The 25,118-nt window shown below is 68.2% G+C and carries 26 protein-coding genes; 20 read left to right on the forward strand and 6 right to left on the reverse strand.

Translation table 11 applies throughout. The features are described 5' to 3' along the window. Window positions 1-34: 34 nt before the first annotated feature. From phnE (ACRARE_RS16545) to ACRARE_RS16555, 3 genes are all read left to right on the forward strand, one after another. The gene (gene phnE, locus ACRARE_RS16545) at window positions 35-925 is read left to right on the forward strand and encodes a phosphonate ABC transporter, permease protein PhnE (protein WP_432657561.1); all 891 of its coding nucleotides are present in this window, start codon (window positions 35-37) and stop codon (window positions 923-925) included. A gap of 2 nt (window positions 926-927) precedes the next feature. Next, on the forward strand, window positions 928-2,244 hold the full coding sequence (gene phnE, locus ACRARE_RS16550; RefSeq protein ID WP_432657689.1) for a phosphonate ABC transporter, permease protein PhnE: 1,317 nt from the start codon (window positions 928-930) through the stop codon (window positions 2,242-2,244). Window positions 2,245-2,355: 111 nt separating this feature from the next. Continuing rightward, a complete protein-coding gene (locus tag ACRARE_RS16555; protein WP_432657562.1) occupies window positions 2,356-2,973 on the forward strand; it encodes an LbetaH domain-containing protein in 618 nt (205 codons plus the stop codon). 224 nt (window positions 2,974-3,197) lie between these two features. On the opposite strand, the gene ACRARE_RS16560 is transcribed toward ACRARE_RS16555, so the two are convergent. Further along, complete coding sequence (locus ACRARE_RS16560) at window positions 3,198-4,385, reverse strand: alpha-D-ribose 1-methylphosphonate 5-triphosphate diphosphatase (RefSeq protein ID WP_432657563.1); 1,188 nt, start codon at window positions 4,383-4,385, stop codon at window positions 3,198-3,200. A gap of 138 nt (window positions 4,386-4,523) precedes the next feature. Continuing rightward, complete coding sequence (phnF, locus tag ACRARE_RS16565; RefSeq protein ID WP_432657564.1) at window positions 4,524-5,267, reverse strand: phosphonate metabolism transcriptional regulator PhnF; 744 nt, start codon at window positions 5,265-5,267, stop codon at window positions 4,524-4,526. A 108-nt stretch (window positions 5,268-5,375) separates the two neighbouring features. Here phnF and phnG point away from each other — a divergent pair, with 108 nt between their 5' ends. Genes phnG through ACRARE_RS16580 form a run of 3 tightly spaced genes read left to right on the forward strand, consistent with a single transcriptional unit; the run spans window position 5,376 to window position 7,551 of the window. Continuing rightward, complete coding sequence (phnG, locus tag ACRARE_RS16570; RefSeq protein ID WP_432657565.1) at window positions 5,376-5,840, forward strand: phosphonate C-P lyase system protein PhnG; 465 nt, start codon at window positions 5,376-5,378, stop codon at window positions 5,838-5,840. A gap of 5 nt (window positions 5,841-5,845) precedes the next feature. Further along, entirely contained in the window at window positions 5,846-6,424 is a 579-nt protein-coding gene (gene phnH / locus ACRARE_RS16575; protein ID WP_432657566.1) for a phosphonate C-P lyase system protein PhnH, read from the forward strand. Continuing rightward, entirely contained in the window at window positions 6,424-7,551 is a 1,128-nt protein-coding gene (locus ACRARE_RS16580; protein ID WP_432657567.1) for a carbon-phosphorus lyase complex subunit, read from the forward strand. The genes phnH and ACRARE_RS16580 overlap by 1 nt, the downstream gene beginning before the upstream one ends. An 83-nt stretch (window positions 7,552-7,634) precedes the next feature. Here the strand turns inward: ACRARE_RS16580 and ACRARE_RS16585 are convergent, their stop codons facing one another. Further along, entirely contained in the window at window positions 7,635-7,841 is a 207-nt protein-coding gene (locus ACRARE_RS16585; RefSeq protein WP_432657568.1) for a hypothetical protein, read from the reverse strand. Window positions 7,842-7,857: 16 nt separating this feature from the next. On the opposite strand from ACRARE_RS16585, the gene ACRARE_RS16590 reads away from it, so the two are divergent. From ACRARE_RS16590 to ACRARE_RS16635, 10 genes are all read left to right on the forward strand, one after another. Continuing rightward, window positions 7,858-8,724 (forward strand): alpha-D-ribose 1-methylphosphonate 5-phosphate C-P-lyase PhnJ, encoded by an 867-nt coding sequence (locus tag ACRARE_RS16590; RefSeq protein WP_432657569.1) that lies wholly within the window; start codon window positions 7,858-7,860, stop codon window positions 8,722-8,724. Next, complete coding sequence (locus ACRARE_RS16595) at window positions 8,721-9,239, forward strand: GNAT family N-acetyltransferase (protein ID WP_432657570.1); 519 nt, start codon at window positions 8,721-8,723, stop codon at window positions 9,237-9,239. The genes ACRARE_RS16590 and ACRARE_RS16595 overlap by 4 nt, the downstream gene beginning before the upstream one ends. Beyond that, window positions 9,236-10,027, forward strand: coding sequence for a phosphonate C-P lyase system protein PhnK (gene phnK / locus ACRARE_RS16600; protein WP_432657571.1), 792 nt, complete (start codon window positions 9,236-9,238; stop codon window positions 10,025-10,027). The genes ACRARE_RS16595 and phnK overlap by 4 nt, the downstream gene beginning before the upstream one ends. A gap of 10 nt (window positions 10,028-10,037) precedes the next feature. Next, entirely contained in the window at window positions 10,038-10,733 is a 696-nt protein-coding gene (gene phnL, locus ACRARE_RS16605) for a phosphonate C-P lyase system protein PhnL (protein WP_432657572.1), read from the forward strand. A gap of 1 nt (window position 10,734) precedes the next feature. Beyond that, window positions 10,735-11,307: a phosphonate metabolism protein/1,5-bisphosphokinase (PRPP-forming) PhnN gene (gene phnN, locus ACRARE_RS16610; protein ID WP_432657573.1), complete on the forward strand. Its 573-nt coding sequence runs from the start codon at window positions 10,735-10,737 to the stop codon at window positions 11,305-11,307. Next, a complete protein-coding gene (locus tag ACRARE_RS16615) occupies window positions 11,304-12,470 on the forward strand; it encodes an alpha-D-ribose 1-methylphosphonate 5-triphosphate diphosphatase (RefSeq protein ID WP_432657574.1) in 1,167 nt (388 codons plus the stop codon). Before phnN ends, ACRARE_RS16615 begins: the two co-directional genes overlap by 4 nt. Before the next feature lie 137 nt (window positions 12,471-12,607). Continuing rightward, complete coding sequence (locus ACRARE_RS16620; protein ID WP_432657575.1) at window positions 12,608-15,079, forward strand: heavy metal translocating P-type ATPase; 2,472 nt, start codon at window positions 12,608-12,610, stop codon at window positions 15,077-15,079. 200 nt (window positions 15,080-15,279) lie between these two features. After that, a complete protein-coding gene (locus tag ACRARE_RS16625) occupies window positions 15,280-16,290 on the forward strand; it encodes a C4-dicarboxylate TRAP transporter substrate-binding protein (protein ID WP_432657576.1) in 1,011 nt (336 codons plus the stop codon). 78 nt (window positions 16,291-16,368) lie between these two features. Then, entirely contained in the window at window positions 16,369-17,001 is a 633-nt protein-coding gene (locus ACRARE_RS16630) for a TRAP transporter small permease subunit (RefSeq protein WP_432657577.1), read from the forward strand. Window position 17,002: 1 nt separating this feature from the next. Continuing rightward, complete coding sequence (locus tag ACRARE_RS16635) at window positions 17,003-18,403, forward strand: TRAP transporter large permease (protein WP_432657578.1); 1,401 nt, start codon at window positions 17,003-17,005, stop codon at window positions 18,401-18,403. Window positions 18,404-18,499: 96 nt separating this feature from the next. Here the strand turns inward: ACRARE_RS16635 and ACRARE_RS16640 are convergent, their stop codons facing one another. The 3 genes from ACRARE_RS16640 to ACRARE_RS16650 form a co-directional block, all read right to left on the reverse strand. Next, window positions 18,500-19,069 carry a pseudouridine synthase gene (locus tag ACRARE_RS16640; protein ID WP_432657579.1) on the reverse strand — a complete coding sequence of 190 codons (570 nt, stop codon included), beginning with the start codon at window positions 19,067-19,069 and terminating at the stop codon, window positions 18,500-18,502. A gap of 281 nt (window positions 19,070-19,350) precedes the next feature. Beyond that, window positions 19,351-20,280, reverse strand: coding sequence for a hypothetical protein (locus ACRARE_RS16645; protein ID WP_432657580.1), 930 nt, complete (start codon window positions 20,278-20,280; stop codon window positions 19,351-19,353). Between the two features lie 559 nt (window positions 20,281-20,839). Further along, complete coding sequence (locus ACRARE_RS16650; protein WP_432657581.1) at window positions 20,840-21,274, reverse strand: NUDIX hydrolase; 435 nt, start codon at window positions 21,272-21,274, stop codon at window positions 20,840-20,842. A gap of 224 nt (window positions 21,275-21,498) precedes the next feature. Here ACRARE_RS16650 and ACRARE_RS16655 point away from each other — a divergent pair, with 224 nt between their 5' ends. The 4 genes from ACRARE_RS16655 to ACRARE_RS16670 all read left to right on the forward strand — a co-directional run bounded on the left by ACRARE_RS16655 (window position 21,499) and on the right by ACRARE_RS16670 (window position 25,111). Next, complete coding sequence (locus ACRARE_RS16655; protein WP_432657582.1) at window positions 21,499-22,401, forward strand: metal ABC transporter substrate-binding protein; 903 nt, start codon at window positions 21,499-21,501, stop codon at window positions 22,399-22,401. An 84-nt stretch (window positions 22,402-22,485) separates the two neighbouring features. Next, entirely contained in the window at window positions 22,486-23,382 is an 897-nt protein-coding gene (locus ACRARE_RS16660; RefSeq protein WP_432657690.1) for a manganese/iron ABC transporter ATP-binding protein, read from the forward strand. Beyond that, window positions 23,379-24,266: a metal ABC transporter permease gene (locus ACRARE_RS16665; protein WP_432657583.1), complete on the forward strand. Its 888-nt coding sequence runs from the start codon at window positions 23,379-23,381 to the stop codon at window positions 24,264-24,266. The genes ACRARE_RS16660 and ACRARE_RS16665 overlap by 4 nt, the downstream gene beginning before the upstream one ends. Further along, complete coding sequence (locus tag ACRARE_RS16670) at window positions 24,263-25,111, forward strand: metal ABC transporter permease (RefSeq protein WP_432657584.1); 849 nt, start codon at window positions 24,263-24,265, stop codon at window positions 25,109-25,111. Before ACRARE_RS16665 ends, ACRARE_RS16670 begins: the two co-directional genes overlap by 4 nt. The last annotated feature ends 7 nt before the right edge of the window (window positions 25,112-25,118 follow it).

Below are 25,118 nucleotides of genomic sequence, written 5' to 3' on the forward strand. Positions count from 1 at the left end.
GCGCGGGCCCTTCGCCCATTTTGCGGGATCCTCCATGACCGACCTGACCGCGACGCCCCCGGGGGCGCCCTCGACCGCTGACATCCGTGAAAGCTACATGGCGCAGACGCGCCGCAAGCGCCTTTATGGCGGCGTGATACTGGCGCTGTTCGTGGCGCTGATGGCGGGCGGGTTCCTGACCGCCGAAGACCGCAATGCGGGTGGATTCTGGGGCGGTCTGCATCAGCTGGGGGATTTCCCCGCCGCCGTGCTGTCCGAGGCGGCCGAGAAGATCGCCGAACTGCCCACCAACCTGGTGACCTATTTCCCTGCGCTGATCGAGACGCTGAACATCGCCGCCGTTTCGACCCTGATTGGCGCGGCCGGGGGCATCCTGCTGTCGATGCTCGCGACCCGGGGCCTGGCGCGCTGGCCGCGGCTGATCCCGCTGTGGCGCCGCATGATGGACGTGATGCGCGCGGTGCCCGAGATCGTCATCGCCCTGGTGCTGATCTTCGTGCTGGGCGGCGGGCCGGTGCCCGCGATGATCGCCATCGCCTTCCACACCGTCGGCGCCCTGGGCAAGCTTTTCTCCGAGGTGAACGAGAACGCCTCGCTGAAGCCGGTCGAGGGGCTGACCTCGGTCGGCGCCAGCTGGACGCAGCGTATGGTGCTGGGGGTGATGCCGCAGGTGGCCCCCAACTACCTCAGCTATGCGTTGCTGCGGTTTGAGATCAACATCCGCGCCTCGGCCATCCTGGGCTTCGTCGGCGCCGGCGGCATCGGCTACGAGCTGAAGAACGCCATGGCCTGGGGCATTGGCCGCTATGACGAGGCCTTCGCCATCTTCCTGCTGCTCTTCGTCACCATCGTCGCGGTGGACCAGATCGGCAGCTATTTCCGTGACCGGCTGACCCATGGCCGCAAGGAGGAGATCCTGGCATGACCATGACCGCCGACGCCCCCATTTCCGACCTGAAGGCGCAGACCGAACAGCTGTTCCGCGCCAAGCGCCTGTGGTCCTTCGGCCTGCCCGCGCTGGTGCTGGCCTATCTGGCCTATGCCTTCTTCGCCTTCGACGTGGCGGGTCTGATCGACCGCGCCCGGCCCGAAAACGGCGCCACCCTGGTGCGCGACGTCTACAGCTACAAGACCCATGTGGAACGCGACAACCGCTCGGGCGTGGTGGCCTATGCCATCGAGGGCGAGCGCAAGGGCGAATATCCCGAAGGCGCCCATCCCGACTGGGTCAGCGTCGCGGGGGATGTGACCACCATCGCGCTGCCCGGCGGGCAGGAGGTGCGGTATTTCCCCGATCATGTCGAGATGGACGTGCCGGGCTATGGCACCATCAGCGCGGCCCCCGGCAATGGCGGCGCCAATGCGACCTTCCCCGAGGGGCCGCTGCCCGACTATATCAGCGCCTCGAAGAACCGGGTGATGGTGCTTTTGCCCGATGCGCGGCTGACCATCACCCGCAACCGCACCGAGGTCTTCCGCTATGCCTTCGGCTGGGAGCTGTTCTTCTTCACCCTCGACAGCCCCTATCACGGGATGTCGCCGGGCGAGCTGCTGTCGCGCGCCGTGAATGGCGAGGCGTCGGCGATCTGGGATGACTTCTGGCACAATGCCATGTGGCGCCATTCCGATGTGGCCTGGGCCCTGTTCGAGACCCTGCTCATGGCCTTCCTGGGCACCTTCGGTGCGGCCATCGTGGCGTTGCCGCTGGCCTTCCTGGCGGCGCGCAACTTCACGCCGCTGATGCTGGTGCGCCAGCTGTTCCGCCGCATCTTCGACCTGTGCCGCGGGGTGGACGCGCTGATCTGGACCATCGTGCTGGCCCGCGCCTTCGGCCCCGGGCCGATGACCGGGGCGCTGGCGATCTTGCTGACCGACACCGGGTCGTTCGGCAAGATGTTCTCGGAGGCGCTGGAAAACGTCGATGAAAAGCAGATCGAGGGCATCCGCTCGACCGGGGCCAAGCCGGTGCAGCGCTACCGCTTCGGGGTGATCCCGCAGGTGACGCCGGTGCTGCTGTCCCAGGTGCTGTATTTCTTCGAAAGCAACACCCGCTCGGCCACGGTGATTGGCGCCATCACCGGCGGCGGGATCGGTCTGTTGCTGACCCAGGCGATGATCACCCAGAAGGACTGGGAAGAGGTCAGCTATTACATCATCCTGGTGGTGCTGATGGTCTTTGCCATGGACAGCTTCTCGGGCTGGCTGCGCCGCAAGCTGATCAAGGGCGACGAGGGCGGCCACTAGCCCGCCGGTTCCCTTTGCAAACCAGGTGCTTTGCAGCTTTGCTAGGCCGATAGACTGATTTGAAAGGGCGCGGGAGGATCTCCGCGCCCTGCCGCTTCCAAAGGACATCCCATGGCCCGACTGACCGCCGAGACCCCCTATCTGCACCCGGATGTAGAGCTGAGCGAGGCCCGGCTGGGCCGCTATGTCGAGATCGGCCGGGGCAGCCGCATCGCCCATTCCAGTTTCGGCGACTACAGCTATTGCGACCGCTACGCCGATGTGGCCAATGCGACCATCGGCAAATTTGCAAATATCGCCGCCTTCACCCGGATCGGCGCCACCGATCACCCGCTGGAGACGGCGGCCTGCCATCATTTCCTCTATCGCTCGGCGGATTACTGGGACGATGCCGAGAATGACGCGGCCTTCTTCGAGCATCGCCGCGCGCGGCGCTCCTACGTGGGCCATGATACCTGGATCGGCAATGGCGCGATGATCAAGCCCGAGGTCAATCTGGGCGACGGCGCCGTGGTGGCCGCGGGCGCCGTGGTGACCAAGGATGTGGCGCCCTATACCATCGTCGCGGGCACCCCCGCCCGTGTGCTGCGCCGCCGCCAGCCCGAGGCCCTGGCCGACCGGCTGATCGCCCTGGCCTGGTGGGACTGGGATCACGCCACTCTGCGCGACCGGCTGGAGGATTTCCGCGCCCTGAGCGCCGAGGCGTTTCTGGAGAAATACGAGGGCTGAGGGGGGCTACCCCCCCGTCGCCGGATGGCGACACATGGCAGGGGTAAGGGGGCTCTGCCCCCCTTGAGCCCGTGCCGGGTTCAATTCCCCCCGGGATATTTTTGGCAACGAGAAAGGTGGGGCGGGGTGCCCTGAGGGCGAGGGCGCGCGCGGGTGCCTTTGGGAAGATATGCTCTGCGAGGGGGCCGGGCGGCGGGTAGGGCGGGGTTTAGCCCGCCTTCCGCCTATTCCGCCGCCAGGGCGGGGCGCTGGGGCAGGGCGGCGAAGCGATGTGCGGCCTCGCCTGCCAGGTGGGTGATGCGGCCGCCCGAGATCGTGGCCTCGATGGCGCGGGTCTCCTGGTTGATCACCACCATGTCGGCGCGCAGCCCCGGGTGCAGGCGGCCCCGGTCGGGCAGGCGCAGGATCTCGGCGGGGCGGGCCGAGATCATGTCCCAGGCCGCGGGCAGGGGCAGCAGCCCGCTGTCGACCAGGGCGAAGGCCGCCTGGTGCAGCGCCGGGTAGTAGTAATCCGAGACCAGCGCGTCGCAAAGACCGGCGCGGATCAGCTCGATCGCGGCGATATTGCCCGACTGCGAGCCGCCGCGCACCACATTGGGCGCCCCCATCAGGATGGGATCGCCGACCGCCCGGGCCAGGGCCGCCGCCGAACGGGCGGTGGGAAATTCGCAGACCTTGGCGCCGATCATCGAGAAGGTCTCTCGGGTCTCGCCGTCGGGGTCGTCATGGCTGCCGTAGATCACGCCCATGTCGTCGAACTGCTCGGCCAGGCGGCAGAGATAGCGGGGCACCTCGCGCGCCTGACGCTTGGCCGCCTGCACGATCTGCATATGGTCCTGGGCGCTGCGCCCGGCCTTGCGGGCCCAGAGGATCAGCTCTTCCTGGCGGCTTTCCATCATCAGCACCGCCTCGTCGAGGTGGTTGTTGAAAATCACGTAATCCACCCCGTAGCGGCGCACCGCGTCCAGCAGGCGGGCCTCGGTCTCGGCGGTGTGGGTCTCGCAGCGGATCTGCACGCGCAGGTCGGTCAGGGCATGGCCCGCGCCGCGATAGGCGCGCAGCCCCTCCAGCAACGACAGGGCGAAATCGGGGCCGCGGTGGCCGCCCTCCCAGGACCAGCTTTGTGCGAGCCAGGCGGTGGTGATGCCATTGGCGGCCGCGTCGCGGTCGGTGGCGCGCAAGCCGGTGGCGATCGGGAAAGGGGCGGTCGGGCGCGGCGCGATATGCCGCTCGAAGGCGTCGCCGTGCAGGTCGATGATCCCGGGCAGCACCAGATAGCCGGTCAGGTCCACCTCGGGCAGCGGCCCACGGGTGATCCGGCCTTCGGCGAAGGCGATGGACCGCTCCTGAAGGGCGCCGTCCCGCAGGATGGTTGCGCCGGTCAGGCGCAGGCTGGGCAAGGTCTGGGGCATGGCTCTGCTCGAACTTTTGTTCGCTGTGGATAACCTCTGATTGTATCGGCGGCGTGACGTAACGGCGCCCATTCGTTCAAATTGGGCTGAAATCGCCGTGATTACAGCTTTGAATCGCCTTTGCCCCAGAGGGGCGGGTCAGGCCCCCTCGTCCTCGCCCAGGGTCAGGGTGACGCGGTCGCCCGCAAACCAGGTGCGCCCGTATTCCAGCGGCTGCCCCTCAGGGTCGACGTTCAGCGAGGTGGTGCGCAGGATCGGGTCGCCCTCGCGCAGCTGCAACTGCACCGCCTGATGGGCATTGGCCAGCTTGGCGGTGATCCGCGTCCAGGCGCGGGTATAGTCGGGGATGCCATTGTCGCGCAGCGCCAGGGTGATCGACGACAGTCGCGCCAGGCTGTCGGGCAGGCCGGGCAGGCGGGTCACCGGAAAGATCGACCGGAACAGTGCCACGGGCTGGTCATCGGCCAGCGAGATCCCCTCGGTCGCCAGCACCTGGGTCGCCGGGTCGAGGTGCAGCAGCGCCGCCTCTTGCGCATCGGCGGCGCGGGTTTCCACCAGCAGCAGTTTCTTGGTGGGCAGGCGCCCGGCGGCGCGGATGTTCTGGTGAAAGCGTACCCGGCGCCCGATGGGATAATCGGTGGGGCTTTGCGCCACGAAGACGCCCGCGCCGCGCCGGGCATGGGTCAGCCCGGCCTCGGCCAGGGCCGCCAGGCCGCGCCGCACCGTGTGCCGGTTGACGCCGAAACGGGCCGACAGTTCGGCCTCGGTCGGCAGGCGGTCGCCGGGGCGGTAGCGCCCCGAGGCGATGTCATTGGTCAGCGCATCGGCGATCGAGCGCCACAGCGGGGTCTTGCGGGACAGCGAACCATCGGGGGGCGTCATGAAACTTTCACTCTGAAAATGGGGTGCCTGGGCTTGTGCGACTCGGGTCGGATGTCTAAGGATTTGTCTAGTTGTATAGAAATCTAGACAAGTCTGCAAGGATGTCTAATGGCCGATCGGCGGGAATTGACGAAAGAGGAGGCGGCCCGGAAAGCCTGGATGTCGCTTCTGGCGAAGGCCCCTGCGGGGCGTCTGGCGACCCTTTGGGCGGCGGCGGGAACCGAAGTTGGTTTTAGCTGGCTGCGGGCGCCCGAGGTGGGCGGCGTGATGGTCCGGGGCCGCACCGGCGGCACCGGGGCGGCGTTCAATCTGGGCGAGATGACGGTGACCCGCTGTTCGCTGCGCACAGAGGCAGGGGCGGTCGGCCATGCCATGGTGCAGGGGCGCGACCGCAAGAAGGCCGAGATCGCGGCGCTGGTGGACGCGGCGATGCAGGGCCCCGAGGCGGCGCGCCTGCGCGCCGAGCTTCTGGAGCCGCTGGAGGCCGAGATGACGGCGGCCCGCGCCGCCCGTGCGGCCCGGGCCGAGCAGACGAAGGTGGATTTCTTCACCATGGTACGGGGAGAAGACTGATGGTCATGGCAAGCGAAGCCCTGTTGGGCGGGTTCAGCGACGGCCCACGCCAGTCGGCCCGCGCCTTCCGCGCCGCGCTAGAGGCGATGGCGCGTCCGGGCGAGGTGCAGCATCTGGCCGAGACGGGCGCCGCGCCCGCGCCGGTCAGCCCGGCGGCGGCCACCCTGCTGCTGGTTCTGTGCGACCCCGAGACGCCGCTGCATCTGGCGGGCGATCATGACCGGCCCGAGCTGCGCGACTGGATCACCTTCCATTGCGCCGCGCCGCTGGTCGGCGCCACCGAGGCGGCCTTTGTGCTGGGCGATTGGGCGGCCATGGGCGATCTGGGCCAATACGCCATCGGTACGGCGGAATATCCGGACCGGTCGGCCACGCTGATTGTCGACGGCGCCTATGAGGGCCAGCCGGTCAGCCTGAGCGGGCCGGGGATCAAGGACAGCCGCGCGGTCTCCTTGCCTGCGGTCACGCCCTTCCAGGGCAACCGGGCGCTTTTCCCGCTGGGGCTGGATTTCTACTTCTGCGACGGCAGTTCCCTTTGGGCGCTGCCCCGTTCGACCCGCGTGAGCGAAGGGGAGGCTGTCTGATGTATGTGGCAGTGAAAGGTGGCGAAAAGGCCATCGACAAGGCCCATGAGTGGCTGGACGAGGCGCGCCGGGGCGATCTGGCGGTGGCCGAGCTGTCGGTGGCGCAGATCCGCGAACAGCTGGCCCTGGCGGTGAACCGGGTGATGGCCGAAGGCTCTCTCTACGATCCCGATCTGGCGGCCCTGGCGATCAAGCAGGCGCGGGGCGATCTGATCGAGGCGATCTTCCTGATCCGCGCCTACCGGACGACCCTGCCGCGCTTTGGCTATTCCCATCCGGTGGACACCGGCGCCATGGCCTGCGACCGGCGTATCTCGGCCACCTTCAAGGATGTGCCGGGGGGCCAGGTGCTGGGCCCGACCTTCGACTATACCCACCGTCTGCTGGATTTCGCGCTGGAGGCCGAGGGGCTGACGGGCGCGGAAGCCGCGCGCGAGGCCGAACCGCAGGGCGCGGCCGAGCCCCCGGTGATGCCGCGTGTCACCGCCTTTCTGAACCAGGAGGGGTTGATCCAGGACGAGGTGCCGCCCGTGGCGGAAGAGGACCTGCCGGGCGATCTGACCCGCGAACCGCTGGAGCTGCCCGCCAACCGCCCGCTGCGCCTTCAGGCGCTGACCCGGGGCGACGAGGGCTTTGTGCTGTCGATGGCCTATTCGACCCAGCGGGGCTATGCCAAGAACCACCCCTTCGTGGGCGAGCTGCGCATCGGCACCGTTCCGGTCGAGGCCGAGGTGCCCGAGCTGGGCTTTGCCATCGAGCTGGGCGAGATCACCCTGACCGAATGCGAGACGGTGAACCAGTTCCTGGGCTCGAAATCCGAGCCGCCGCAGTTCACCCGCGGCTATGGCCTGGTCTTCGGCCAGACCGAGCGCAAGGCCATCTCCATGGCCCTGGTCGACCGGGCGCTGCGCTGGAAAGAGCTGGGCGAGGACAACAAGGGCGCCCCGGCGCAGGACGAGGAATTCGTGCTGTACCATTCGGACAATATCCAGGCGACGGGCTTTCTTGAGCATATCAAGCTGCCGCATTACGTCGACTTCCAGTCGGAACTGGAGCTGGTGCGCAAGATCCGCCGCGAGGCGGACGAGGCGCGGGCCCAGGGCGCCAGCCGGGAGGCGGCGGAATGAGTGGTCATCCCTCTTTCGACCCGTGCCGGGCCGATGCCTTCGGCGAGAGTATTTTCGGCTATCGGATAGGGGCAGGGGGCGCCTCAGCCCTCGGGCGGGCGCTTGGCCTTCGGCCTGCCATGGCCCGGCGTCGGGCGGATCGCCCGGCCATGGACGCGGGTGCGGCGGGCCGGGCCGGAATTCGGCAGGTCCTTTGCGCTGCCGAAGAAGACGCGCCAGCCGGCGATGCCGACGATCAGCGCCACGACCAGCGCCAGAACGCCGAAGAAGGCGATGAAAACCATGTCCATGCGGGGGGCTCCTGTCATGTCTGAATACAACTTTGCCTATCTCGACGAGCAAACCAAGCGGATGATCCGCCGTGCGCTGCTGAAGGCGCTGGCGATCCCGGGTTATCAGGTGCCCTTTGCCAGCCGCGAGATGCCCATGCCCTATGGCTGGGGCACCGGCGGCGTGCAGATCTCGGCCGCCATCATGGTGCCCGAGGACCGCTTCAAGGTGATCGACCAGGGGGCGGATGACACCACCAACGCCGTGTCCATCCGCCGCTTCTTCGAGAAGGTGGCCCAGGTCGCCACCACCGAGAAGACCGCCGAGGCCACGGTGATCCAGACCCGCCACCGCATCCCCGAACGTGACCTGACCGAGGGCCAGGTGCTGGTCTACCAGGTGCCGATCCCCGAGCCCCTTCGCTTTCTTGAGCCGTCGGAGGTGGAGACCCGCAAGATGCACGCGCTGGAGGAATACGGGCTGATGCACGTCAAGCTCTACGAGGACATCGCGCGGCACGGCGAGATCGCCACCTCCTACGCCTATCCGGTGAAGGTGGAGGGGCGCTATGTGATGGACCCCAGCCCGATCCCCAAGTTCGACAACCCCAAGCTGGAGATGGCGGGGATCCAGCTGTTTGGCGCCGGGCGCGAGCAACGCATCTATGCCCTGCCGCCCTATTGCCAGGTCGTCAGCCTGGATTTCGAGGACTACCCCTTCACCCGGATGAAGGCCCAGCATGGCTGCGATCTCTGCGGCGCCCAGGACAGCTATCTGGACGAGGTGATCACCGATGACGCGGGCGGGCGGATGTTCGTCTGTTCCGACACCGATTACTGCGGCGAGCGGCGTGCGGCGGGGCATCTGGGCCCGCTGGGCGTGGCGGCGGAGGATGCGGCGTGAGCGCCGATCTGCGTGCGCCACGCCCCGAGGATCTGGCCGATCTGGTCGAGATCCTGGGCGGCGCCCAGGTGCGCCTGGGCACCATGCGGCTGCCCTATCCGACCGAGGCCGAGGTCCGCGCGCTGTTCCTGCGCGGCGACGGCGAGGGCACGGCGCGCAGCATCGTGGCGGTGCTGCAAGACAAGGTGGTGGGCCTGGTCTGCCTGATGCCGCGACGTGGCCGTCAGGGGCATATGGCCGATCTCTTCCTGGCGGTGCACGACGATTTCGCCGGGCGGGGCCTGGGCGGCCAGCTGATGACGGCGGTGCTGGATCTGGCCGACAACTGGCTGGGCCTGCGCCGCATCTACCTTGAGGCGGCGGCCGAGAATGCGGCGGCGCTGGCGCTGTATGAGAAACACGGGTTCGAGCGCGAGGGTCTCTTGCGCGGGGACACGATGACCGAAGGCTATCTGGCGGATTCCATCGCCATGGGGCGGATGCGCCCCGGGCTGGAACGGAGAGGCGAGAGATGAAGGATTTCGACAGGGTCACCGACCGCCCGCTGCTGCGGGTGGAAGAGGTGGCGAAATACTACGGCGGGCGGATCGGCTGCGAGGACGTGTCCTTCGATCTGTACCCCGGCGAGGTGATGGGCATCGTCGGCGAAAGCGGCTCTGGCAAGACCACCTTGCTGAACTGCCTGGCGGGCCATCTGGCCCCCGATCAGGGCCGGGTGCTGTTCGATCAGCAGGGCGCCCTGGTGGATACCGTCACCATGAGCGAGCCCGAGCGCCGGATGCTGAGCCGCACCGACTGGGCCTTCGTGCATCAGCACGCCCACGAGGGGCTGCGGATGAACGTCAGCGCCGGCGGCAATGTGGGCGAGCGGCTGATGGGGCTGGGGGCGCGCCATTACGGCGACATCCGCGCCAAGGCCGAGGACTGGCTGGGCCGGGTCGAGATCGCCGCCGACCGCATGGATGACCGCCCGACCGCCTTCTCGGGCGGGATGCGGCAGCGCTTGCAGATCGCGCGCAACCTGGTCACCGGGCCGCGCCTGGTCTTCATGGATGAACCCACGGGCGGGCTGGACGTCAGCGTGCAGGCGCGTCTGCTGGACCTGCTGCGCGGGCTGGTGCGCGAGATGGGCCTCTCGGCGATCATCGTCACCCATGACCTGGCCGTGGTGCGCCTGCTGGCGGACCGGCTGATGGTGATGAAATCGGGCCATGTGGTGGAAACCGGCCTGACCGATCAGGTGCTGGACGATCCGCAGCACGCCTATACCCAGCTGCTGGTCAGCTCGGTTCTTCAGGTTTGAGGAAAGCACGATGACGGATGCGATGATCTCGGTCGAGAATGTGACCAAGACCTTTACCCTGCACAATCAGGGCGGCACCACCATTCCGGTGATGGAAGGCGCCTCGCTGTCGGTGATGCCGGGCGAATGCGTGGCCCTGGTGGGGGCCTCGGGGGCCGGCAAATCCACCCTGATGCGGATGATCTACGGCAACTACCTGGCCGCCAGCGGGCGGATCCTGGTGGGCGGCGTCGACATCGCGGCGGCCGAGCCGCGCGAGGTGCTGCGGGTGCGGCGCGAGGTGCTGGGCTATGTCAGCCAGTTCCTGCGCGTGGTGCCCCGGGTGCCGACGCTGGAGGTGGTGGCCGAGCCGCTGTTGTCGGTCGGCGTGGCCCAGGACGAGGCGCGGGCGCGGGCCGAAGCACTGCTGCGGCGGCTGAACATCCCCGAGCGCCTTTGGGGGCTGTCGCCGCTGACCTTCTCGGGCGGCGAACAGCAGCGGGTCAACATCGCGCGCGGCTTTGCCCGGCAGTACCCAGCCATGCTGCTGGATGAACCGACCGCCAGCCTGGATGCCACCAACCGCGAAGAGGTGCTGGGCCTGATCGAAGAGGCCAAGGCGCGTGGCGCGGCCATCGTCGGCATCTTCCACGACGTCGAGGCGCGCGAGCGGGTCTGCGACCGCGAGATCGACGTGACCGGCTTCACCCCGGTTCGGGCGGCCTGAGATGGCGGGCAGGCTTCTTGGCATCGTCGGCCCCTCGGGCGTCGGCAAGGACAGCGTGATGGCGGCCGTGGCCGCCGCGCGGCCCGGGATCCGGCTGGTGCGCCGGGTCATCACCCGGCCCAGCGAGGCAGGGGGCGAGGAGTTCGACGGCGTGACCGAGGCCGAGTTCACCCGGCGCGCGGCGGCGGGCGACTTCCTGCTGTCCTGGCCCGCCCATGGGCTGCACTACGGCATCCCGCGCGGCGTGCTGGCGGATCTGTCGGCGGGGCAGGACCTGCTGGTCAACCTGTCGCGGGCCGTGCTGCCCGAGGCCCGGGCCAAGGTGCCGGGCTTTACCTGCGTTCTGCTGACCGCGCCTGCGCCGGTGCTGGCGGCGCGGCTGGCGCAGCGGGGCCGCGAAACGGCGGCAGAGATCGAACGGCGCCTGGCGCGGGCGGGCTTTGCCCTGCCCGAGGGCGTCGCGGCCGTGGAACTGGACAATTCCGGCCCGCTGGAGGACACCGTCGCGGCGGTGCTGGCGCTTCTGGATAAGGCCCCGCAGGACGCGGGCGAAGAGATGGGACAGGTGCAATGAAGGACGAAATGGCAACGACGCGGACGGGCGAATGCGTGCTGGCCAATGCCATGCTGGTGCTGCCGGACGAGACCCGGCCCGGCCATGTGGTGATCCGGGATGGCGAGATCGCCGAGATCGGCAGCGGCGCCGTGCCATCGGGCGCGCTGGACTGCGAGGGCGATTTCCTGTCGCCCGGTCTGATCGAGCTGCACACCGACAACCTGGAGCGCCACATCACCCCCCGCCCCAAGGCCCACTGGCCGCATCACGCCGCCATCGTCGCCCATGACGCCGAGCTCTGCGGCTGTGGCATCACCACGGTCTTTGACGCCATCCGCGTGGGTTCGATCGTCGAAGGGTCGAAGGGCGACTACCGCCGTTACGCCCGCCCCATGGCCGATGAGATCGCGGCGATGCGCCGGGCCGGGGCCCTGAAGATCAGCCACAAGTTGCACCTGCGGGCCGAGACCTGTTCCGAGACCCTGATCGAGGAACTCAGCGAGTTCGGCCCCGAGGACAACGTCGGCATCGTTTCCCTGATGGATCACACGCCGGGCCAGCGCCAGTTCAGCGACATCTCGAAATTCGAGGATTACGTTTGCGGCAAGCATGGCCTGTCCAAGGAAGGTTTCGACGACTATTGCCAGTTCTTGTACGACCTGCACGACCGGCTGGGGGCGCGGCACGAAGAGGCCTCGGTTCAGGCCGCCGCGCGCTATGGTGCCGTGCTGGCCAGCCATGACGACACCACCCGCGCCCAGGTCGAGACCTCGGCCGCCCACGGGATCCGCCTGGCCGAATTCCCGACCACGGTCGAGGCGGCCCGGGCCTGCCATGACCACGGGATCAAGACCATCATGGGGGCGCCCAACCTGGTGCGCGGCGGCTCGCATTCGGGCAATGTCAGCGCCATGGAACTGGCCGATCTGGGCCTTCTGGACATCATCAGCTCGGACTATGTGCCCGCGGCGCTGTTGCAGGCCGCCGTCATGCTGGGCGAGCATTGGGGCGACATGGCGCGCGGGTTGTCCACGGTGACGCGCGCGCCCGCGCGGGCCTCGGGGCTGAACGACCGGGGCGCGCTGGAGGTGGGCCAGCGGGCCGACCTGATCCGCTTTGCCAAACGGGGCAATGTGCCGGTGGTGCGCTCGGTCTTCGTCGCGGGTGCGCGGGTCGGCTAGGCAGCGCCTGCTGGCGATTGCAGGCAGGGAAGGGCGGCCATGCGCCGCAGAAGGGGCAGCAGGGCTGCCCCTTGACCTTTGGTGAGCGGCGGACCCATGTATTTGGTCATACCCCATTTGCCAGAAGGTCAAACCCCATGGACCAGATCGTGCCGCAGGATCAGACCCTCACCCTGGAAGTGACCGGATTGAACTGCGGCGGCTGCGTGCGCCGCGCCGAGACCGCCCTGTCGGACATGCCCGGCACCCGGGCCGCGCGGGTGAACCTGGCGACCCGCAAGGCCGAGATCGACCACGACGGCAGCCTGACCCCCGCCGCCGTGGCGGCACGGCTGCAAGAGGCAGGCTATCCGGCGGCGGAAACCACCCTGGTTCTGGATGTCGAGGGCGCCACCTGCGGATCCTGCGCGGCCCGGATCGAAGGCGCGATGACCGCCCTACCGGGGGTCGAAGAGGCCGGGTTCAACCTGGCCAACGGCACCGCGCGGGCCCGCGTCCTGACCGGCGCGGTCAACATGAAAGACCTGGTGCAGGCGATTGAAAAGGCGGGATATTCCGCGCAAGAGGCCGAGGGCGGCGCCAGTGCCGCAGATCAGGCTCAGGCCCGGGCCGAGGCGGAAACGGCGGCGCTGCGGCGCGACACGCTGGTGGCGGCGGCGCTGACCCTGCCGGTGATGGTGCTGGCCATGGGCGGCCACCTGGTGCCCGCCTTCCACCACTGGATCGCCGCGACCCTGGGCCAGACCACCTCCAACGTCATCCAGTTTGTCCTGACCACCCTGGTGCTGGCCTGGCCCGGCGCGCGGTTCTTCCGCCTGGGCCTGCCGACGATCCGCCACCTGGCCCCGGACATGAACGCCCTGGTGGTGTTGGGCACCTCTGCCGCCTGGGCCTATTCCACCCTGGCGACCTTTGGCCCGGCCCTGCTGCCCGAGGGCGCGGCCCATGTCTATTTCGAGGCCGCCGCCGTCATCGTGACCCTGATCCTGGCGGGCCGCTGGATGGAGGCCCGGGCGCGCGGGCGCGCCTCGGCGGCGATCCGGCGGCTGGCCGGGCTTCAGGTGCGCGAAGCCATGCTGCGCGCCCCCGATGGCACCCTGTCGGCGGTGCCGGTCAGTGCTCTGCAACCGGGGGACATGATCGCGCTGAAACCCGGCGACCGCCTGCCGGTGGACGGGGTGGTGGCCGAGGGCGCCTCGGATATCGACGAAAGCATGGTGACGGGCGAGCCGATCCCGGTCACCCGTCGCGCGGGCGATCCGGTAATCGGCGGCACGGTGAACGGCGCGGGCGCGCTGGTGATGCGCGCCACGGCCACGGGCGAGGATACGGTTCTGGCCCGTATCATGCAGGCCGTGGACGAGGCCCAGGGCACCAAGCTGCCGGTACAGAACCTGGTCGACCGGATCGCCGGGGTCTTCGTGCCCGCGGTGATCGTCGCGGCGGCTCTGGCCTTCGCGGTCTGGTGGATCGCCGGGGGCGGGCTGGGGGCGGCGGTGGTCGCCGCCGTGTCGGTGTTGGTGGTGGCCTGCCCCTGCGCCATGGGGCTGGCGGTGCCGGTCTCCATCATGGTGGGCACCGGGCGGGCCTCGGAACTGGGGGTTCTGTTCCGCCGGGGCGACGCCCTGCAACGGATGCAAGAGGCGCGGGTGGTGGCCTTCGACAAGACCGGCACCCTGACCCTGGGCAAACCGGTGCTGGGCGGCATCGCGGCGGTTGGCGACGAGGATACGGCCCTGGCCCTGCTGGCCGCGCTGGAGGCGCAGTCGGAGCATCCCATCGGCCGCGCCATCGTCGCGGGCGCCGAGGCGCGCGGGCTGCCCTTGCCCCAGGCCGAGGGGGTGACCGCCATCCCGGGCGAGGGGCTGACCGGCACGGTGGGTGGCGAAGAGATCCGCATCGGCAACCGCGCCTTCCTGCGCGCCGAACTGCCCGAGGCCCTGGCGGCACAGGCCGAGGACTGGGAAAATGAAGGTGCCACGGTGCTTTATGCCGAGAAGCTCGACCAGCCGCTGGCGGTTCTGGCGATCTCTGACCAGATCCGGGATGAGACCCGGGCGGTGATCGCGGCGCTGAAGGCGCGCGGGCTGCATCCGGCCATGGTGACCGGCGACAGCCCCGCAGCCGCCCGCCATGTGGCCGAAGAGCTGGGCATCGAACATGTTCGCGCCGGGGTCAAACCCACCGACAAGGCCCGCGCCGTGGAAGAGCTGCGTGCCGAGGCAGGGGCGGTGATCTTCGCAGGCGACGGCATCAACGACGCCCCGGCGCTGGCGGCGGCGGATGTGGGCCTGGCCATGGGCTCGGGCACCGATGTGGCGATGGAGGCGGCCGAGGTGGTGCTGATCGGCGGCGACCTGCGCGGTGTGGTCACCGCGCTGGACCTGTCGCGGCGCACCATGGCCAATATCCGGCAGAACCTGTTCTGGGCCTTCGCCTATAACGTCGCGCTGATCCCGGTGGCGGCGGGGCTGCTGGCGATCTGGGGCGGGCCGATGCTGTCGCCGATGCTGGCCTCGGCGGCCATGGCGGCCTCCTCGGTCATCGTGGTCACCAATGCGCTGCGGCTGCGTCGCGTGGCGCCCGCGCTGAAAGCCACCTCAGCCTAAGATGTTGAAAAAGGGAAAGGATGCGGGGATATCCACAACCTGAAAGGGTGGATGCCCCGTATTCCTATTAGTTCCGTCCGGGCGGCGTTCCCGGCTCTACCGGATTTTCGGTAGGGAAATTTACTTGCGCGACGGGTCTCAGCCTTTAGGCTTCTCCCCGCAACCGGCCCCGGAGGAGAGGGCCTGCAAGGGAGGACATCATGAAGACCATTATGACCGGCGCCGCCGTGGCGGCGCTGTGCCTCGGTGCAACCGGCGCTGCCCAGGCGGATGAGTGGAGCGTCTCGCTCTGGGGCAAGCCGCGCGCCTTCACCGCCCATGTGGAAAAGCTGGCCGAGGTGCTGGACGAGACCACCAACGGCGAATTTACCCTCAACATCAGCTACGGCGGTCTGTCGAAGAACACCGAGAACCTCGACGGGATCTCGATCGGGGCCTTCGAGATGGCCCAGTTCTGCGCCGGCTACCACCGCGACAAGAACCCCTCGATCACCGTGCTGGAGCTGCCCTTCCTAGGGGTGAACACGCTTGAGGAAGAGATCGCAGCCTCAATGGCGGTCTATAACCACCCGGCAGTAAAGGAAGATCTGGGCCGCTGGAACGCCATGTTGCTGATGCCCTCGCCGCTGCCGCAGTACAATCTGGTGGGCACCGGCGCGCCGCGCACCACCCTGGAAGATTTCGAGGGGATGCGGGTGCGCGCCACCGGCGGCATCGGCGAGGCCTTCCGCACCGTGGGCGCCGTGCCGACCTCGGTCACCTCGTCCGAGGCCTATGCGGCGCTGGACAGCGGCACCGTCGACACGGTCAGCTTCGCGCCCCATGCCCACCTCAGCTTCCGTACCATCGACATGGCGGACTGGTGGACCACCAACCTGAACCCCGGCACCGTGAACTGCCCCGTCGTGGTCAATACCGATGCCTATGACATGCTGTCGGACGAGCACCGCGCGGCGCTGGACGCCGCCATCCCGGTGGTGATGGAGCATTACCTGGCCGAATACGGCAAGATCTACGAGAAGTGGGACCAGGTCCTGGCCGAACGGGGCGTCGAGAAGGTGACCTTCTCGGAAGAGGATCTGGCGGCCTTCCGCGCCAAGGCGGCCGATCCGATCCGCGAACAGTGGATCGCCGACATGACCGCCCAGGGCCTGCCGGGGCAGGAGCTTTACGATACGATGATGGCCGCGCTGAAAGAGGCGCAGATGTAATCTGAAACCTGAAGGCCGCCGTGCAACTGTCTGGCATGGCGGCCTTTTTGTAACTTTTCGCATGTCAGGGGGGTGGCAATGGCCGGTCTATCGTCGGTATTGGAGGACGGCTCGGCGCTGAGCCGGTTGGATCGCGGGCTATACCGCGTGGAACGGGTGTTGGCGCTGGTCTCGGGGGTGGCGGTCTTCTCGCTGATGGTGCTGGCGGTGGTCAGCGTCGGCGGGCGCAACCTCTTCAACGCGCCGCTGCCGGGGTATGTTGACTGGATTCAACAACTGATGCCTTTGATCGCCTTCATGGGGATTTCCTTCACACAGCGTGACGGGGGCCACATCCGCATGGACATCCTGGTGGGCCGCCTGAAGGGCCGCGCCCTGTGGAGCGCGGAGTTCCTCACGACCTTCTTCATGCTGGTCCTGATAGTCCTGCTGATCTGGGGATCCTGGGCGCATTTCGAACGCAGCTTCGATTTCGCCCGCCCGCTGTGGAGCCGCGACAGCTCGATCGACATCGCCCTGCCGCTTTGGCCCGCCAAGCTCTTGGCGCCGGTGGCCTTCTCGATCCTGTCGCTGCGGCTGGTGCTGCAACTGTGGGGCTATGCCCGGGCCATCGTCACGGGCACGGCGGCGCCGGTGGCGGTGCCGCTTGTGCAATCGGCCGCCGAACAGGCGGCGGAAGAGGCGATGCTGGTTTCGGAAGGAGAGCGCTAAGATGGACCCTATCGACATCGGTATTGCCGTCTCGGGCTTTCTTCTGCTGATCGTGGTGCTGGGGATGCGGGTGGCCTTCGCCGCCGGCATCGCGGGCCTGGTCGGACTGATCTGGATCTTCTGGGCGAAGTTCGGCTACGATCCGGACCGCTTCGGCAAGGCCCTGACCGTGGCGGTGAAGACCGCAGGCCAGGTGCCCCATTCCAAGGTCGCCAGCCAGTCGCTGTCGTTGATCCCGACCTTCATCCTGATCGGTTACCTGGCCTATTACGCGGGCCTGACCAAGGCGCTGTTCGAGGCTGCCAAACGCTGGGTCGGCTGGTTGCCGGGGGGGCTGGCCGTGTCGACCGTCTTCGCCACGGCGGGCTTCGCCGCCGTCTCGGGCGCCTCGGTCGCCACCTCGGCGGTCTTCGCGCGCATCGCCATCCCCGAGATGCTGAAACTGAACTACGACAAGCGCTTCGCCGCAGGCGTCGTCGCCGCGGGCGGCACCCTGGCCAGCCTGATCCCGCCCTCGGCCATCCTGGTGATCTACGCCATCATCGTGGAACAGGACGTGGGCAAGTTGCTGCTGGCGGGCTTCATCCCCGGCGCCTTTTCGGCGCTGATCTACGGGCTGCTGATCGTCGGCCTGGCCCTGGCGCTGCCGAAATTCGGGCCCCCGGTGAAGGGGTTCACCTGGCGGCAGCGGTTCGCGGCGATCCCGCCGGCCTTCCCGATCTTCTTCGTGATCTTCATCATCGTCTTCTTCATCTACAACCCCTTCGGCGGCGACCCCTGGGGCACACCCACCGAGGGCGGCGCCCTTGGCGCGGCGGTGGTCTTTGTCATGGCCCTGCTGAACGGGCTGAAATGGGCCCAGCTGAAAGAGGCGCTGATCGAGACGGCCAAGCTTTCGGCGATGATCTTCACCATCATCTGGGGGGTGCTGATCTATGTCCGCTTCCTGGGCTTTGCCGACCTGCCGCGCGCCTTTTCGGACTGGATCACCGGTCTGGACCAATCGCCGATGCTGACCCTGGTGCTGATCCTGCTGGCCTATGCGGTGCTGGGGATGTTCATGGATGCCATCGGGATGCTGCTGTTGACCCTGCCGGTGGTCTATCCGGCGGTGATGGCGCTGAACGGGGGCGAGTTGGTCTCGGCCGCCGAGAGCACCTTCGGCATGTCGGGGCCGATGTGCGCGATCTGGTTCGGGATCCTGGTGGTGAAGATGGCCGAGTTCTGCCTGATCACGCCACCCATCGGGCTGAATTGCTTTGTCGTGGCAGGCGTTCGCCCCGAAGTCTCGGTGCAGGACGTGTTCCGCGGCGTGATGCCCTTCTTCGTGGCCGATGCGGTGACCATCGCCGGGCTGGTGGCCTTCCCGCAGATCGTGCTTTGGCTACCCAGCCTGGCGTGACGGCGCTGTCCGCCCCTGGGGATATCCGAGAGCCGGAAATACTCCGGGGGAGGCGTGCCGCAGGCGGGACGGGGGCAGAGCCCCCCCCCATACCCTTCAGCGGGTCAGGCGCGCCTCTGGTGCATCGCGCCAGGCGCCGGGTGCCAGATCGCCCAGCTCCCACGGGCCGATGGCGGCGCGGATCAGGCGCAGGCAGGGGTGGCCCACATGGGCGCACATGCGGCGCACCTGGCGGTTGCGGCCCTCGGTGATCTCGATCTGGATCCAGGCATCGGGGATGCTTTGCCGCACGCGGATCGGCGGGTTGCGCGGCCAGAGGCCCGCCGGTTCCTCGATCCGCTGCACCTTCGCCGGGCGCGTCGGGCCGTCCTTCAGGGTGACCCCCTGGCGCAGGGCGTCCAGGGCGGCGGCCTCGGGGATCCCCTCGACCTGGGCCCAGTAGCGTTTGGGCTGCTTGAACTTCGGGTGGCTGATGCGGGCCTGCAACCGCCCGTCCGAGGTCAGCACCATCAACCCTTCGCTGTCGCGGTCCAGCCGTCCGGCGGGATAGACGCCGGGCAGGTCGATGTGATCCGACAGGGTCGGGCGGGCCGAGCCCTCGGTGCCGCGGTCGGTGAACTGCGGCAGGACGCCGAAGGGCTTGTTGAAGAGGATCGTGCGGGTCATCTTCCGCGCTTAGCGCGGCGGGCGCGGGAAATCCAGATGCGGCGGGGCAGGGCGCGGGCGCTGACACGCAGCCTTCACGGCCCTGTCACGCGAATGTCATCCCCGGGGCCTAGGGGATCTGCATCATCTGTGACCATGGATCGGGGGATGCCATGACCGAGATTTCACCGCTGCGTTTCGTCCTGCATTGCCTGGTCGCGCCCCGCAAGGGCGGGGTCACCGAATGGCTGCTGCTGCGCACGGGCGTCCTGCGCGCCTGAGCCCGCCGCGACGGAGCGCGCCTAGCCCGCGATGCTCAGCGGCAGGGCCCCGAGGCCAAGGTCGATCCGGCAACTGCCGTTGCCACAGTCCGTCAGCGTCGCGCCGGCGCTGCACTGGAACAGGCGCTCGGCCCGGCGGCGGGCGATATCGGCCCCGGTCAGCAGGGCACAGCCCCGCGCCCGGGCCACGCGTGTCAGCGGTGTGGCCCCCTCGGTGGCGGCGATATCCACGATCCACAGCGGCGCGGCCAGCCCGCAGTCGGGCAGCACCTGCCCCGGACGTTGCGCGCTGCCCACCGGGGTGGCGTTGACGATGCCATCCAGCCAGCCAAGGGTCACGCCCGGCCGAGACATTTCGTGAAACAGCCCGTCTGTGGTGGCCAGCAGTGCCGCCCGCGCGCCGGTGGCGCGGTGGATCAGGTTGGCCAGGGCGGCGGCGCGGCCCATGTCGTGATCGTAGAAGGTCAGCCGCTCGACCCCGAGCGCGGCCAGGGCCATGGCCACCGACTGCCCCTCGGTGCCCGCGCCGATGATCAGCACATGCTCGGCGCGGCGCCCCGACAGGAAGGGGGCCAGCTGATCCTGAAGGGCGAAGGTGCCCGCGTCGCAGCCCTGGGGCGGGCCATCGGCGCCGAACAGCAAGGTGTCCACCAGCCGCCCTGGCGTCAAGGCAGAGCGCCGGTCGCTCAGCAGGTCGGTGATGTCGCGGCGCAGGGGATCGGCGAAATGCACCGCGTCAAAGCCCCCCTGACGGGCCGAGCTGAACAGCTGGCGCGAGGCGTCGGGGCGGCTGAGGTCGGGCAGGGGGAAGCGCCGGAGACGCAGGTTCATCTTGCGCTGCGCGGTCTCGCTTTCCAGGATGCGAATAACAGGTTCCAGCGCGCTATCCTGCCCGGCGATCCCGATCGTGACCGGGCCGCCTGGCTGCCGCGCCTCAAAGGCATTTGGCATTTCGGTAACTTCTGACACTCAATAAAACACTGACCCCACAGTTATACACAGGGGGCTGTGGGGAAATCCGACTATCGTATGGGTTGTGTGTCAGAGGGGGATGGTCCCGCGCCGGTGGCGGGGTGGTCCCATGCGGCTGGCTGGCGACCTGGCTTGCGGGCCCCGAGGGGCGGCGGGCTGGGCGGCTGGCGGGCAGCGTCGGATGGATCCTTGAGGCTGGCGGCCTGGCGGGCGGGGTCCGGCGAAGGGACCGGGCTGGCGCGGTGGCGAGCGGATCGGATCTGCGATGGTGGGACGGTGCGGGCGGACGGACCTGGCTATGGGCTGGGGCGTCGGCTGGCGTCTGGTGATGGCTTGCTGGCGAAGAGCTGGCTTGCTGTCTTGAACCCTAGATAGCCGCACCGGGGCCGAAGTTCAATAGAAAAAGTGAATAAAATCAAATAGTTGACTGAACTTGTCGGGTTTTGGCGTCCGAGTCTTTTGCTCGGGTTTTGCCCGTTCCCGGGGGCGGCGTGCGCAACCCCTTGGCAAGACGCGACTTTGTCACGCGCTCCCCGGTCTAGCCCCGGGCGGTCCGATGTGCCAGCCGGGCCAGGTCGGCGACGCCCGCGCTGGTCGGCAGCGCCTCGATCTGTTCCAGCGGCACCCAGGCAGCCTCTTGCGCGTCATCTGCGGCCTGGGGGGCGGGGGCATCCTCGGGCAGGGGGCAGAGCAGCGCCAGAAGCACGTAGTGAAACCGCAGCGCACCGTCGGGGCCGTGGTCCAGAACATCGCTGGCGCCCAGCACCGGCCCGGCCGACAGGGCGCTCAGCCCGGTCTCTTCGTGCAGCTCGCGCAGGGCGGCCTGGGCCATAGTTTCGCCCCGGTCGATCTTGCCCCCGGGAAAGCCCCAGAGCCCGGCATCGGGCGGGTTGGCACGGCGCACCAGCAGCACGTCGTCACCGCGCAAGCAAACGCTCAGCACGGCGGGAATCGGGTGGGGCAGAGGGGGCATCGGCGCCTCCTTTCAGAGGGGTGGTTCAGCGATGGATCGGCTGTGCAGCCGCGCGGGCCACGCTAGGGCCTGGGCGCGGCCAAGGCCAGAGGCGGCCAAACGCCTGTTTTGCAGGCGGCCCGGCGGCTTTGATGACATTCCTGCGAATGGTTCGCAACTGCATTGACATGCCCCTTGCCTTCTTTTTAGTTGAGAATAAGTTGCAACAGCGAAAGGGGCCCTTCATGACGACGACATTCAAGGCCATTCTGGGCGGCACGGCTTTGGCCATGGTTCTGGCGCAGGGGGCCGTGGCTGCCGACAAGATGAAGGTTGTGACCACCTTCACCGTCCTGGCCGACATGGCCAGCGTGGTGGCGGGCGAGGCGGCCGAGGTGGTCTCGATCACCAAGCCCGGGGCGGAAATCCACGGCTACGAGCCGACGCCGCGTGACATCGTGCGCGCCCATGACGCCGATCTGATCCTGTGGAACGGGCTGAACCTGGAGCTGTGGTTCGAACAGTTCCTGTCCAACCTGCGCGACGTGCCTGCCGTGACCCTGTCCGAGGGCATCGACCCGATCTCGATCTCGGCCGGGTCCTACGAGGGCAAGCCCAATCCCCATGCCTGGATGGGGCTGGACAACGCCCTGATCTACATCGCCAATATCGAGACGGCCCTGGCCGAGCATGACCCCGAGAATGCCGAGACCTACCACGCCAACGCCGCGGCCTATGCGGATCAGCTGCGCGCCACGCTGGAGCCGCTGCGCGCCGAGATCGCCCAGATCCCCGAGGCGCAGCGCTGGCTGGTGACCTGCGAAGGCGCCTTCAGCTATCTGGCGCGCGATTTCGGCCTGAAAGAGCTGTATCTCTGGCCGATGAACGCCGACCAGATGGGCACGCCGCAGCAGGTGCGCGCGGTGATCGACGGGGTGAAGGCCAACGACATCCCCGTGGTCTTTTGCGAAAGCACGGTGAACACCGACCCGGCCAAGCAGGTGGCGCGCGAGACCGGCGCCGCATACGGCGGCGTCCTCTACGTGGACAGCCTGTCGGAGCCGGGCGGGCCGGTGCCCAGCTACCTGGACCTGCTGAGGGTCACCGCCGAGACCGTTGTGGACGGCCTTGAGGCAGGCCTGAACTAGGGCGCGACCTTTTCGCCGGCCCGCGATCCTTGGGCCGGTGTCACGACACTGGGCCCGAAGGGCGGGCCGATGGAAAGACGCATGATGACAGACAGCCAGTCCCACCCCGCAGATCCCCGCGCCGAGGCGGCGGGGGGCGGCATCCGGGCCAGCGACGTGACCGTGACCTATCGCAACGGCCACACCGCCCTGCGCCACGCCACCTTCGAGATTCCGCGCGGCACGGTGACCGCTCTGGTGGGGGTGAACGGCGCGGGCAAATCCACCCTTTTCAAGGCGATCATGGGCTTTGTCCCCGTCGCGGGGGGCGAAATTCGCCTGCTGGGGATGACGGTGAAAGAGGCGCTGAAGAAGAACCTTGTGGCCTATGTGCCCCAGTCCGAAGAGGTCGACTGGTCCTTCCCGGTGCTGGTCGAGGATGTGGTGATGATGGGCCGCTATGGCCATATGGGCCTGCTGCGCCGCCCCAAACCCGCCGATCATGCCGCCGTGGCCGAGGCCCTGAGCCGGGTCAACATGACCGAATTCCGCCACCGCCAGATCGGCGAGCTGTCGGGCGGGCAGAAGAAACGGGTCTTCCTGGCCCGCGCCTTGGCGCAAGAGGGCCAGGTGATCCTGCTGGACGAGCCTTTCACCGGGGTCGACGTGAAGACCGAGGAACAGATCATCGCCCTGTTGCGAGAGCTGCGCGACGAGGGCCGGGTGATGCTGGTCTCGACCCACAACCTGGGCACGGTGCCCGAGTTCTGCGACCGCACCGTGCTGGTGAAGGGAACCGTGCTGGGCTACGGCCCGACCGAGACCACCTTCACCCACGAAAACCTGGCCCGCGCCTTTGGCGGCGTGCTGCGCCATTTCACCCTGGGCGGGGCCGATCTGCATGACGACGACGACGAACGCCATGTCACCATCCTGACCGATGACGAACGCCCCTTCGTACAATACGGCGACCGGACCCGGGTGGCGGAGGGCGAAAAGTGAGCCACCTGCTGGAACCCTTCACCTACGGCTACATGCTGAACGCCATGCTGGTCTCGGCCCTGGTGGGGGGCGTCTGCGCCTTCCTGTCCTCCTACCTGATGCTGAAGGGCTGGTCGCTGATCGGGGACGCCCTTTCGCACTCGGTCGTGCCAGGGGTGGCGGGGGCCTATATCCTGGGCCTGCCCTTCGCCCTGGGGGCCTTTCTGTCGGGCGGGCTGGCGGCGGCGGCAATGCTGTTCCTGTCAGACCGTTCGGGGTTGAAGACGGATGTGATCATCGGGCTGATCTTCACCAGCTTCTTCGGGCTGGGCCTCTTCATGGCCTCGGTCAATCCGATGGCGGTCTCGATCCAGACCATCACCATGGGCAATATCCTGGCGATCTCGCCCGAGGACACGTTGCAACTGGTGATCATCGGGGCGGTGTCGCTGGTGGTGCTGCTGGCCAAGTGGAAAGACCTGGTGGTGGTCTTCTTCGATGAAAGCCACGCGCGGTCGATCGGGCTGCGGCCGGGGCTGCTGAAGGCGGTGTTCTTCGTGCTGCTGGCGGCCAGCGTGGTGGCGGCGATGCAGACCGTGGGGGCCTTTCTGGTGATCGCCATGGTGGTGACCCCCGGCGCCACGGCCTATCTGCTGTGCGACCGTTTCCCGCGGCTGATCGTGACCTCGGTCTCGATCGGCACCGGCACCAGCTTTGCGGGTGCCTGGATCAGCTATTTCCTGGACGGGGCCACGGGGGGCGTGATCGTCATCCTGCAAACCCTGATCTTCCTGGCCGTCTTCGTCTGGGCGCCGAAACACGGGATGCTGGCGGCGCGCCGCCGCGCCCGGGCCGCCCTGGCCGAGGATATCGGCGCGGATCTGAACGGCGAGGCCGAGGCATGACCGAGACCCTGTTGCTGCCCTTCCAGTTCCCCTTCATGCAGATGGCCTTTCTGATCTGCGCCATCGTTGCGGTGCCGACCGCGCTGCTGTCGTGCTTTCTGGTGCTGAAGGGCTGGGCCCTGATGGGCGATGCGATCAGCCATGCCATCCTGCCCGGCGTGGTGCTGGCCTATATTCTGGGCCTGCCGCTGGTGCTGGGGGCCTTCGCGGCGGGCATGGTCACCGCCCTGGCCACCGGCTATCTGGCCGAGAACAGCCGGGTGAAACAGGACACGATCATGGGCGTCGTCTTTTCCGGCATGTTTGGGCTGGGCATCGTGCTTTATACTTCGATCACGACCAACGTGCATCTCGACCACATCCTTTACGGCAACATGCTTGGCGTCGGGGCGCAGGATCTGTGGACGGCGGGCAGCATCGCGGTGGTGGTGACGGCGGCGCTGCTGCTGAAGTGGAAGGATCTGCTGCTGTTCAGTTTCGACCCGGCCCAGGCGCGGGCCTCGGGGCTGGCCGTGGGGCTGCTGCACTACGGGCTGCTGACCGTGCTGTCGCTGACCATCGTGGCCACGCTGACCGCGACGGGGCTGATCCTGGCGGTGGCGCTGCTTATCGCGCCGGGGGCCATCGCCTTTCTGACCACCCGCAGTTTCGGGCGGATGCTGGGGGTGTCAGTGCTGGTCTGCCTGCTGTCGATGCTGGGCGGCACCTATGCCAGCTTCTGGCTGGACAGTTCGCCCGCCGCCACCATCGTTCTGGTGCTGACCGGGGTCTTTCTGCTGGCCTTCGTCAACCGGATCCGCCTGACCCGCCGCGCCTCGCGCAGCCTGGGCGCGGGGCAGGCCTGACGGCAAC

It is taken from the genome of Pseudooceanicola aquaeponti (genome assembly GCF_050897975.1).
GTDB lineage: Bacteria > Pseudomonadota > Alphaproteobacteria > Rhodobacterales > Rhodobacteraceae > Pseudooceanicola.

Bases quoted from the DNA above. Each gene is read 5' to 3' on its own strand.
- phnE (WP_432657561.1), top strand. From the start codon at position 35: ATGACCGACCTGACCGCGACGCCCCCGGGGGCGCCCTCGACCGCTGAC.
- phnE (WP_432657689.1), top strand. From the start codon at position 928: ATGACCGCCGACGCCCCCATTTCCGACCTGAAGGCGCAGACCGAACAG.
- ACRARE_RS16555 (WP_432657562.1), top strand. From the start codon at position 2,356: ATGGCCCGACTGACCGCCGAGACCCCCTATCTGCACCCGGATGTAGAG.
- ACRARE_RS16560 (WP_432657563.1), bottom strand. From the start codon at position 4,385: ATGCCCCAGACCTTGCCCAGCCTGCGCCTGACCGGCGCAACCATCCTG.
- phnF (WP_432657564.1), bottom strand. From the start codon at position 5,267: ATGACGCCCCCCGATGGTTCGCTGTCCCGCAAGACCCCGCTGTGGCGC.
- phnG (WP_432657565.1), top strand. From the start codon at position 5,376: ATGGCCGATCGGCGGGAATTGACGAAAGAGGAGGCGGCCCGGAAAGCC.
- phnH (WP_432657566.1), top strand. From the start codon at position 5,846: ATGGCAAGCGAAGCCCTGTTGGGCGGGTTCAGCGACGGCCCACGCCAG.
- ACRARE_RS16580 (WP_432657567.1), top strand. From the start codon at position 6,424: ATGTATGTGGCAGTGAAAGGTGGCGAAAAGGCCATCGACAAGGCCCAT.
- ACRARE_RS16585 (WP_432657568.1), bottom strand. From the start codon at position 7,841: ATGGACATGGTTTTCATCGCCTTCTTCGGCGTTCTGGCGCTGGTCGTG.
- ACRARE_RS16590 (WP_432657569.1), top strand. From the start codon at position 7,858: ATGTCTGAATACAACTTTGCCTATCTCGACGAGCAAACCAAGCGGATG.
- phnK (WP_432657571.1), top strand. From the start codon at position 9,236: ATGAAGGATTTCGACAGGGTCACCGACCGCCCGCTGCTGCGGGTGGAA.
- phnL (WP_432657572.1), top strand. From the start codon at position 10,038: ATGACGGATGCGATGATCTCGGTCGAGAATGTGACCAAGACCTTTACC.
- phnN (WP_432657573.1), top strand. From the start codon at position 10,735: ATGGCGGGCAGGCTTCTTGGCATCGTCGGCCCCTCGGGCGTCGGCAAG.
- ACRARE_RS16615 (WP_432657574.1), top strand. From the start codon at position 11,304: ATGAAGGACGAAATGGCAACGACGCGGACGGGCGAATGCGTGCTGGCC.
- ACRARE_RS16620 (WP_432657575.1), top strand. From the start codon at position 12,608: ATGGACCAGATCGTGCCGCAGGATCAGACCCTCACCCTGGAAGTGACC.
- ACRARE_RS16625 (WP_432657576.1), top strand. From the start codon at position 15,280: ATGAAGACCATTATGACCGGCGCCGCCGTGGCGGCGCTGTGCCTCGGT.
- ACRARE_RS16630 (WP_432657577.1), top strand. From the start codon at position 16,369: ATGGCCGGTCTATCGTCGGTATTGGAGGACGGCTCGGCGCTGAGCCGG.
- ACRARE_RS16635 (WP_432657578.1), top strand. From the start codon at position 17,003: ATGGACCCTATCGACATCGGTATTGCCGTCTCGGGCTTTCTTCTGCTG.
- ACRARE_RS16640 (WP_432657579.1), bottom strand. From the start codon at position 19,069: ATGACCCGCACGATCCTCTTCAACAAGCCCTTCGGCGTCCTGCCGCAG.
- ACRARE_RS16645 (WP_432657580.1), bottom strand. From the start codon at position 20,280: ATGCCAAATGCCTTTGAGGCGCGGCAGCCAGGCGGCCCGGTCACGATC.
- ACRARE_RS16650 (WP_432657581.1), bottom strand. From the start codon at position 21,274: ATGCCCCCTCTGCCCCACCCGATTCCCGCCGTGCTGAGCGTTTGCTTG.
- ACRARE_RS16655 (WP_432657582.1), top strand. From the start codon at position 21,499: ATGACGACGACATTCAAGGCCATTCTGGGCGGCACGGCTTTGGCCATG.
- ACRARE_RS16660 (WP_432657690.1), top strand. From the start codon at position 22,486: ATGACAGACAGCCAGTCCCACCCCGCAGATCCCCGCGCCGAGGCGGCG.
- ACRARE_RS16670 (WP_432657584.1), top strand. From the start codon at position 24,263: ATGACCGAGACCCTGTTGCTGCCCTTCCAGTTCCCCTTCATGCAGATG.